This window comes from Dysgonomonas sp. Shenzhen-Wh21, assembly GCF_043392705.1.
GTDB lineage: Bacteria > Bacteroidota > Bacteroidia > Bacteroidales > Dysgonomonadaceae > Dysgonomonas.
The window spans coordinates 1-9097 of the sequence record NZ_JAIXHZ010000061.1; the positions used below are offsets into that span (position 1 = coordinate 1).

General features: G+C 35.6%; 10 protein-coding genes and 2 pseudogenes. 10 read left to right on the top strand and 2 right to left on the bottom strand.

The features are described from left to right. Positions 1-137 (bottom strand): annotated as a pseudogene (locus LDB17_RS03570) (DNA polymerase III subunit beta); the annotation flags it as partial. A gap of 157 nt (positions 138-294) precedes the next feature. On the opposite strand from LDB17_RS03570, the pseudogene dnaN reads away from it, so the two are divergent. From dnaN to LDB17_RS03620, 10 genes and pseudogenes are all read left to right on the top strand, one after another. Then, positions 295-1149, top strand: a pseudogene (gene dnaN, locus LDB17_RS03575) (DNA polymerase III subunit beta); the annotation flags it as partial. Positions 1150-1163: 14 nt separating this feature from the next. After that, entirely contained in the window at positions 1164-2285 is a 1122-nt protein-coding gene (locus LDB17_RS03580; RefSeq protein ID WP_393924891.1) for a replicative DNA helicase, read from the top strand. Positions 2286-2299: 14 nt separating this feature from the next. After that, positions 2300-2872 (top strand): hypothetical protein, encoded by a 573-nt coding sequence (locus LDB17_RS03585; RefSeq protein ID WP_252639461.1) that lies wholly within the window; start codon positions 2300-2302, stop codon positions 2870-2872. Between the two features lie 33 nt (positions 2873-2905). Then, positions 2906-3712, top strand: a complete 807-nt coding sequence (locus LDB17_RS03590) for a DUF2971 domain-containing protein (RefSeq protein WP_252639460.1) — start codon at positions 2906-2908, stop codon at positions 3710-3712. Between the two features lie 52 nt (positions 3713-3764). After that, positions 3765-4535 (top strand): hypothetical protein, encoded by a 771-nt coding sequence (locus LDB17_RS03595; protein ID WP_252639459.1) that lies wholly within the window; start codon positions 3765-3767, stop codon positions 4533-4535. Then, the gene (locus LDB17_RS03600) at positions 4525-5379 is read left to right on the top strand and encodes a hypothetical protein (protein WP_252639458.1); all 855 of its coding nucleotides are present in this window, start codon (positions 4525-4527) and stop codon (positions 5377-5379) included. The genes LDB17_RS03595 and LDB17_RS03600 overlap by 11 nt, the downstream gene beginning before the upstream one ends. 33 nt (positions 5380-5412) lie before the next feature. Next, on the top strand, positions 5413-5619 hold the full coding sequence (locus tag LDB17_RS03605) for a hypothetical protein (protein ID WP_252639457.1): 207 nt from the start codon (positions 5413-5415) through the stop codon (positions 5617-5619). A gap of 78 nt (positions 5620-5697) precedes the next feature. After that, positions 5698-6210 carry a phBC6A51 family helix-turn-helix protein gene (locus LDB17_RS03610; protein WP_252639456.1) on the top strand — a complete coding sequence of 171 codons (513 nt, stop codon included), beginning with the start codon at positions 5698-5700 and terminating at the stop codon, positions 6208-6210. Beyond that, positions 6194-7666 carry a phage terminase large subunit gene (gene terL / locus LDB17_RS03615; RefSeq protein ID WP_252639455.1) on the top strand — a complete coding sequence of 491 codons (1473 nt, stop codon included), beginning with the start codon at positions 6194-6196 and terminating at the stop codon, positions 7664-7666. The genes LDB17_RS03610 and terL overlap by 17 nt, the downstream gene beginning before the upstream one ends. Before the next feature lie 120 nt (positions 7667-7786). Continuing rightward, a complete protein-coding gene (locus tag LDB17_RS03620; RefSeq protein WP_252639454.1) occupies positions 7787-8302 on the top strand; it encodes an STM3941 family protein in 516 nt (171 codons plus the stop codon). A gap of 69 nt (positions 8303-8371) precedes the next feature. Here LDB17_RS03620 and LDB17_RS03625 read toward each other — a convergent pair whose 3' ends face one another. Continuing rightward, entirely contained in the window at positions 8372-9025 is a 654-nt protein-coding gene (locus LDB17_RS03625; protein ID WP_393924892.1) for a hypothetical protein, read from the bottom strand. Positions 9026-9097 lie beyond the last annotated feature (72 nt).

Consider the following 9097-nt stretch of genomic DNA (forward strand, 5'->3'; position numbering starts at 1 on the left):
GAAATCTTAACCTTTCCTTCTCGGATATCCAAGAGGATATTATCCATGATCGGAAGAGTGTTCTTTGGTGAGATAATTTTACTTACCGACTGTAGCCGGCTTAATAATTCTGATTTTGAAATTGTAATTGTTATCATAGTGCCTTTTGATTTTGAAGGCTACCAGACAAAGTGTTGTAGAGGTTTTTAAAAGAAAGTATGAGGTAGGTATATAAACACAAAAAAACCAAATCTCATACTTTCGTATAAAATGGCTCAAGTCTAAAAGTCGGTTGATAACTTCTCAAAATCAGAATTATTAAGCCGGCTACAGTCGGTAAGTAAAATCATTTCCTCGAAGAACACGCTTCCTATCATGGACAATGTTCACTTGGAAATTCAAGATGGTTCGGTTAAGATCTCGGCAGCCGATACCGAAGGTCGGATAAACACTTTCATCGATGGCATTTTAACCGAAAACACTATTTCCATTTGTATTGAGCCAAAATTACTGATTGAGGCCCTAAAGACATTACCGGAACAGCCTATCACGATTTCCATTGATGAAAAGTTAGCTGTCACTGTCAAGTACAAAGGCGGTAAGTTTGAACTAGCCGGGCTATCACCACAAGAATTTCCCAAAGAAAAAGATGTTGCCAATGCAACAAGAATTTCAATACCTTCTAAGGTCTTACTAAATGGCATTGAAAAAACGATCTTCTGTGCATCTACCGATGATCTTCTCCCCATAATGACCTCTGTCTATCTAGATATTGTAGAAGGACAAATCAGCTTTGTAGCTTCCGACGGTCATAAGCTTGCTTTGTTAGAACTTCGGGACGAATCAATGACAGAGCAAATAAGCTTTGCCCTTCCTCTTAAAATCGCAACCATTTTAAAAGGCTTAATCAAGCCAACCGATGAATTAATAAACATATTCGTCAATAATAATTCAGTGCGACTAGAATATGGATTGGAGAGTATAATTGCGACCTTACAAGAAGGTAACTATCCTAATTATCGTTCTGTTCTCCCGCAGAATAATGATAAAATTTTATCTATTGGTAAAGCAGACCTTAACGGAGCCATCAAGCGGGTATCTGTATTTGCTAATCAAGCCAGTAGTTTGGTTAAACTCGAACTATCGAAAGATCTGATCAAACTATCTTAAAAGTTGTAGAATTAATGAAAGTCTGTGATTATTCCTCCATGACAAATCTTTACTCACATACTTGTCGGTTAAATGACCTTTCAACCAGAAGAAAGTTCATAGACCTTGGAATTTATCTTCAATCAAAAGGACAATCAGAGCGTGATGATATTTTAGATATTTCTTCTTATGCGGGTCAGTTTTTAGAGAATATCTATTCATTTTCAGAAAATAATATTTCATCGATTAAAGATGCAGTTAAGTCTGTATACAAAATAGTTGAAGATAATAAATCATCAAAGACTGTTTTGACCGGATCGCCAACCGGTTTTCAAAAGATAGACAAAAAGACCGGAGGTCTACAAAAATCGGATTTGATTATTATTGCCGCAGAAACATCACAAGGGAAAACATCTTTGGCTTTATCCATATTGAATAATACCGTAAAGCATGGGACAAAAGTGTCAGTTTATTCTCTGGAAATGAAAAAAGAGCAATTGGCTGCACGGTTAATGTCCATGGAAAGCGGTATCTCATCAAGTCAAATTCTCTATAGCCCTTTGGATGATTGGCAGTTTGAGCGGCTCGATAAAACAATAAACGGATTATACAATTCATCCATTTTATTCGACGATAGAAGTACCTCAAACATTGATACGATAATAAATTCTATTCGGGCAATGGTTTCAAAATACCAAATTGACGGTGTTGTAATCGACTATTTGCAGATTCTTAGTGTGAATATGAAAGGTAGTAATAAAGAACAGCAAATGGCTGATGTGGCAAGACGATTGAAGAATTTAGCCAAAGAACTGGATATATGGATTATTGCCTTATCACAGCTGAACAGGGATAGCCAAAACCCGGTTCCGTCGTTAAACCGACTTCGGGATAGCGGACAAATAGCTGAGGCTGCCGATGTCGTGATTTTTGTATACAGGCCCGAAATATATTTAAGATCATTCCCTGACCCATACAAAGATAAGGAGACAGAAGGATATGCTTTGATTGATGTTGCAAAAGGTCGAAATATAGGATTATTGAAGATGCTTTGCAAGTTCGACAAAGAGACGACTCATTTTATCGATGTCTACGAAAGCGATATCCCGACTAAATCTACAAGTGTGATAAAACAAAGTAATCCTTTACCCTTTTAAATTGAATTTGGCCGATGGCAAATGAAATAATAAACACATACATTTCACAAAGATATGATCGTTGGCTCGATTATGCAGTCTACCATTGCTCACATCATGGGATGAATGAAGAGGCAGTCGATGTATTGAATGAAGTTCTGGCGATGCTTATAGAGAAATGCGGGACCAATGAACCTTATATCCTGCAATTGTACGAAAGCAAGAAGGGACAATACCGGGAACTCGATTTCTTTGTCCTGCAGATGATAAAATTAAACATTCAGTCACCGACCTCACCTTATCAGCATAAATACCGATCATTGCCGGTAGATGCAAATGTTGATTTTCAACGTATAGATCTGATCGATGAGGAAGATACGGAACAGGACAGATCAGGAGATATACTACAGAAGATCCAAAAGGTAAGAAGCATATTCGAGGATCTGCAATTATCAAGGAGAGCAAAGCGAGTGTTTTCTTGGAAGTTTTTCGAGGGTAACAGCTTCTCGGAATGGGAAGGACAAGAGGACAAAAAAGACCTGTATGATATTTACAACGGTGTACTCGAATTAATAAAGAATAAGTTAGAAGGTAGAGAGTTATTTTGAATAGAATAATTATATTTGATAAAAACATTATAAATGAAGCTATCTAATAAAAAAATATATACTAGCTGTGGAGTCTATCCTGGAAAGAAACTAAAGGGAAAGAATAAATATATCAAATTATATCATTATACTTCATTTGATACTTTTGTTAGGATATGGTTAAGTAAGAGGTTGTTATTCAGTGATATTTCTAGAGTTAATGACATAGATGAAGCTATAAAATCGATTTCTACTAGTTTTGCTGGTAACCCTGGTGATCGAATAAGATTGGCTAAAAGGATTATTCTTGACTATAAACAAATAAGTTTAACGAAAGATTATGATTCTTACGTGACTGGAGCCATGTCTCCTTTGATGTGGGGACATTATGGAGACAAAAGAAAAGGGGTTTGTATAGAACTTGATTTCGCAAAGCTCCATATTAATAAAGGTATACTATATGGAGAGGTTAAATATGTTAGGGATCTAAAGGCTGCAATAGAGATCCCTAATATGCTCAATTCCCCCGAAGATATTAGTAAGCATATTATAAAAAACAAAAAAGACATTTTTTTCACTAAAAGAAAAGATTGGATAGAAGAAAATGAATTCCGTTTTTTGAGTAATCATTATGAGTATCTTGACATTGAAAATGCGATCACAGCTATTTATATTACAGATATAGATAATGAATCATGCATTATGGCCGAGAAAATAGTTGATGGGCGAGTTCCTATTAATTTATTTAAATACATTAATAGTATGGGATATAAAATTCCGATAGTAACTGAAGCTAAACCGTTGAGAAATCAATTGACTGAAGCCCAAAATGATCCTAATAATGCCTTAAATTCACTTTGAAATTTATAGTCTGAAAAGATTCTCTGTCTTTTATATTTTACCGATAAAAGACATGTCAGAATTAAAGTTTGATCCTAAGAACTATCGTATACACGGAGATAAGAACAAAAGATTAATACAAAAGAGTCTTGTCGATTGTGGAGCCGGGCGTTCGATACTTATTGATAAAGAAGATTGCATCATTGCCGGTAATGGAGTTTACGAACAGGCACAAGAACTAGGATTAAAGGTTCGAGTTATTGAGTCAGACGGTACTGAACTAATAGCAATCAAAAGAACAGACCTCAAGACAGAGGATGCAAGACGCAAAGCGTTGGCTCTGGCAGATAATTATACGAGTGACACATCGGTCTTTGACATAGAAGCAGTAATGGAAGATTTCACACCTGATGAACTTGATCTCTGGGAGTTCAGTATTGATGTTTCGACTTTGGATATAGGTAGTGAATCGACAGAGAATAAAGCAACATCCGATGATGTATACACTAATAAGATCATAACACCGGAGTATCTTCCTAAGAATGAGAAGCCGGCTATATCTGATCTTTTCGATATGGAGAAATACAATGAGCTTATCTCAAAAATCGAGGTATCAAATATCAATCCTGAAGATAAGAAGTTCTTAATATGTGCGGCATCGAGACATATCGTCTTTAATTATGAAAAGATAGCTGACTATTACTCTCATTCGGAGAAAGACGTTCAAGAGTTAATGGAAGATTCAGCGCTGGTTATAATTGATTTCGATTCGGCTATATCCAAAGGCTTTGTAAAGTTATCTCAAGCTATTGACGAACAATACGACGTAGACCATGAAGAATAAAGATTTTGCTGTATTTATATTAACTCATGGACGCCCGCTTAAAGTTCATACGTATAACTCTTTGTTGAAACATGGTTACACTGGTGATATTTATATTATTATCGACAATGAAGATATTCAAGCAGAAGCTTACAAGCAGGCGTATGGCAATAAGGTGATTGTATTTGATAAGAAAGCTGTATCTGACACTTTTGATGAAGGAGATAATTTCGAAGACAGACGTGCAATTGTATATGCCAGGAATGCAAGCTTCGATATCGCAAATAAACTCGGAATAAAATACTTTATGCAATATGATGATGATTATACGGCATTCTCTTATCGATTTAGATCCAACGGGGAATATCTTCATCGCCCTATAAAGAATCTTGATGTGATTTTTGATGCAATGCTCGATTATTATAAGTCTATCAACGTTAAGAGTATTGCAATGGCCCAGAGTGGCGATTTCTTAGGTGGAGAGAATGGTTCCTATGGAAAAGGTAAAAAGATATTCCGTAAGTGTATGAATACTTTCCTTTGTTCAACTGATAGGCCCTTTCAATTTGTAGGAAGAATCAATGAAGATGTGAATACTTATACAAATGTCCAAAGTCGGGGCAATGTATTTCTCACATTCTCTAACATAGCTATAAACCAGCTAACAACGCAATCAAACTCAGGAGGAATGACTGAGCTTTATCTTGATTCAGGAACTTATATAAAAAGCTTCTATACTGTTATGTATTCACCTTCATGTTGTAAGATTGTACCAATGGGAGAAACGCACAGGAGGTTACACCATCGTATTACATGGAAAAATGCAGTTCCTGTTATCCTAAACGAATCATATAAGAAAAAATAATAATAACTTTGGCGGAAAATAAAACGATCCGTCATGAAAGAAACCCCACTTATGATATACAAAAAGGTTTTAGAAAATAGGCTTGCCCGAAAGAAAGAAGAATTGGCGGATATTGAGAAACAAACAGAAGGCTTAGCTACAGCTGTCGACAAACGAAAATTCATCGAACTAAAAGCAGTCGTCAATGAATTGGAAAATTGTATCGATATGGCTGATGCAATGGCAAAGATGGAGCAATAATACTAAACACTATAGAAGATAAGAGGAGTTACTTAAAAAAGTAGCTCCTCTTTATATTTTAGGGTAAAGGATTACTCTATGGCAAAGTATAATCAAAAGTATAACAAGAAGATTGTTGAACGCATCTGTGAATTGATGAGTATTGATAGTTATACTGTTGCCGAGATATGCGAAATGGTTAAAATATCCGAGCGTGCTTACTACGAATGGCAAGCTAAGTATGCAGACTTTGCAGATGCTATAAAAAGGGCTCAGGATAAATTTGATGAACTCCTTATTGTAGAAGCTAAAAAATCCCTTGTAAAGATGGTGCAAGGTTATTCTGTGGATGAAACAAGAACTGTTACCGCAGATACAGGAAAGAAAGACGACAACGGCAAAGCTATTGTTCGGGTTAAAGAGCATGTCGTTACGAAGAAACACTATCAGCCTAATCCTACTCTTATCATATTCACCCTTACCAACCGTGATCCTGATAACTGGAAGAACCGACAAGAGAACAAGCTATCCGGAGAGGTTGGCATTAAGAGTAACCTTGAGAACTTATCAGACGAAGACTTGCAAAATATTATAGATGGCAAAGCTGAGTGACAGAGATATACTCGTAAGAAAAGCGGAAGCGGCCATCATACTGCGAAAGCGAGAAGCCCGGAGCGATTTCTGGGCTTATTGCTTGTATATGGATCCTTCGTTCTTTGCTAAGCGTCATTTCTTGAAGAAAGTTGCAGCAGCATTCATGCGTGTTTATCAGGCTTTCTCTAACAATATGATTTATCGGCTTGCTGTGAGTATGCCACCACGTGCAGGTAAATCTTACATTTCGTCACTTTTCATAAGTTGGATGTTCGGACACTTCCCTGAAGAATCAGTTATGCGTAATTGTTGCGCCGATCCATTATATAACAAGCTTTCTTACGATACTCGTGATATTGTCCGTTCACGTAAGTTCAATGAAATATTCCCCGAGATAAGGCTTAAGGGTGATAAACAAAACGTACACGGTTGGAGTATAGAGGGGGCAAGACAAGTAAGCTATTTCGGTGCTGGTGTCGGTGGTACTGTTATCGGGTTCGGGGCTTCTATGCTTGCCATGACAGACGACTTGTATAAATCGCTCGAAGATGCACTATCGGATAATAACAATGAGAAGACTTGGAGCTGGAAACAAGGCACACACGATTCTCGTATAGAGGGCAATTGCTGTTCTATCGATATCGGTACTCGCTGGAGTGCATCCGATGTCTTAGGACGCTTGGAAGAATCAAGGGAAGGTAAATATTACGATGAAATAATCCGTATTGCTGCACTGGATGAAAACGATAAATCATTCTGTGAAGATGTGCATACCACAGAATACTATCACGAACTCCGAGCCGAAACAGAAGACAGTATCTGGATGGCTGAATATATGCAAGAGCCTATCGAAGCAAAAGGATTGCTATTCCCTAAATCAGAACTCAAACGATTCAAGAAAGCGGATATACAAGGACGTGTTCCTGATGGTAAGATCGGAGCTACTGACGTGGCCGATGAAGGAAACGACGATTTCTCGTCTCCGTTTGCAAGTGTTTTCGGGGATCAGCTATTCATTACCGATATACTCTTTACCAAAGATGCCGTAGAGATAACAGGCCCTCGATTGGCTCAAATGATTATCGATATATCTCCCGATCGGATGCGTATCGAATCCAATAACGGTGGTAAGATATTTGCAAACGATGTGAAGCGATTAGTCAAAGAGAATGACAGCTATAACAGATGTCTTATAGAAGCTCGCCCAACTACCAAGAATAAAGAAACCCGAATCCTTATGAAATCTGGTTGGATAAAAGCGCATTGTCATTTCCTCGCTGAATCAGAGTACGAGAAAGGTTCTGACTACTGGTGGTTTATCAAGTGGCTAACCTCCTACAAAAAAGAAGGTGGTAACGCTCATGATGATGCACCGGATAGTATGACGATACTAGCCGAGTTCTTCGAGTCGATAAAAGGTAATTACAAAGGAGTCCAACAAAGAAAAGTTGCAAGGGGTACAGGGGTGAGGTAATTGGGATTTATCGGGTATTCTTAGTTGGTAAGAAAAGATCTAGGAGATATAAAGTATAGAGTAAAATATTATTACATTTGAGATTTGATTATTCTATTAAATTTTATAGTCTGAAACAAAATGGATAAAATTGAAATCCCTTCAAGTAAAACAAAAATAATTTTAGTTCTTATAGGTTGCTTTGTTTTTGTTATTCTAGGATTATTTTTCATTTTAAAACCAGAATTTTTCATATCTCCTATTGTCAAAACTGTATTGTTTATCCAAATTGTGGGTAGTGTAGTAATTCTGTTTTTTGGGCTAGGAGGTGTTTATGGTTGCAAACAACTTTTAGATAGAAAGATAGGGCTCGTTATTGATATTGAAGGAATTTATGACAACTCAAATGCTTCGAGTATTGGTCTCATAAAATGGGATGACATAATAAACATCAAAACTGAACAAGTATCTTCTGCTAAGTTTTTACTTGTTTATATAAGGAATCCTAAAGAATATATAAGTAGGGAAAAAGGCTTTAAGAAAAAACTAATGGAAGCAAACTATAAAATGTATGGAACGCCTTTATCAATTACATCGAACACCTTAAAGTGTAATTTCCATGAATTGGAAATGATAATAAAGGAGAGAGTAAAGTAATATTCTCTATATATCCGTCAATCCGAGCAATTCTGTTCGGATTTTTTATATTAGGGATTAAACATATAATTAGGTTTCAGGAATATTTAAACGTTTCTTATTTTTTTGGAAAAATCTATTTATTAAAAGAATTATAATAACCTGTGAAGATAATTGTACAGAATAGTTTACCCAAGGATAAAAAATAATGGGAATAAGTGCCCATAAGAATTGCACTAACCAAATTAAAATTATAATAGGTATTAAAAATATTACAGATCCAAACCAAGTTATCCATTTTTGAGAAACATTCATAAATGGAAAAACAATTATAATGTAAACTAAAACCAATCCTATGGCTATAAGAATTGTGGTAGAAGTGAGAATATGCCATATTAAAGATCTACTTTGGTAAGTTGTAATGCCATTAGTGAGTTCAGAAAATTCAATAGATTTCAAACTTGTCCATATTTTTTCATGCAAATATGTCCTATTAACGACCTTTTCCTCCTGATCATTTAAATATTCAATTAATTTAGGATTATCTTTTGCTTTTTCTTTTGCCTCCTCAATATTTTTAATGATCTCGACTTCTTTGTTGAGAGGATAATAATAAATGAATCCAGTATATTCATTTATACAAACCAATATAATAATGAAACAAAATATAAAAATTGCTTTTTTACCTAATGAAACAGTATTATCTCTAATAAATTTAAGTACACAACTTATAACTTCTTCCATCTGAGCTTTATTTAATAATCAAATATACATTTTTTTATAAAAATGTATATTGCTTTATATATTATATCAAAT

Excerpts from the sequence above, each read along its gene's own strand:
- LDB17_RS03595 (WP_252639459.1), top strand. The coding sequence starts at position 3,765 with ATGTCAGAATTAAAGTTTGATCCTAAGAACTATCGTATACACGGAGAT.
- LDB17_RS03585 (WP_252639461.1), top strand. The coding sequence starts at position 2,300 with ATGGCAAATGAAATAATAAACACATACATTTCACAAAGATATGATCGT.
- LDB17_RS03620 (WP_252639454.1), top strand. The coding sequence starts at position 7,787 with ATGGATAAAATTGAAATCCCTTCAAGTAAAACAAAAATAATTTTAGTT.
- LDB17_RS03580 (WP_393924891.1), top strand. The coding sequence starts at position 1,164 with ATGAAAGTCTGTGATTATTCCTCCATGACAAATCTTTACTCACATACT.
- LDB17_RS03600 (WP_252639458.1), top strand. The coding sequence starts at position 4,525 with ATGAAGAATAAAGATTTTGCTGTATTTATATTAACTCATGGACGCCCG.
- terL (WP_252639455.1), top strand. The coding sequence starts at position 6,194 with ATGGCAAAGCTGAGTGACAGAGATATACTCGTAAGAAAAGCGGAAGCG.
- LDB17_RS03610 (WP_252639456.1), top strand. The coding sequence starts at position 5,698 with ATGGCAAAGTATAATCAAAAGTATAACAAGAAGATTGTTGAACGCATC.
- LDB17_RS03625 (WP_393924892.1), bottom strand. The coding sequence starts at position 9,025 with ATGGAAGAAGTTATAAGTTGTGTACTTAAATTTATTAGAGATAATACT.
- LDB17_RS03605 (WP_252639457.1), top strand. The coding sequence starts at position 5,413 with ATGAAAGAAACCCCACTTATGATATACAAAAAGGTTTTAGAAAATAGG.
- LDB17_RS03590 (WP_252639460.1), top strand. The coding sequence starts at position 2,906 with ATGAAGCTATCTAATAAAAAAATATATACTAGCTGTGGAGTCTATCCT.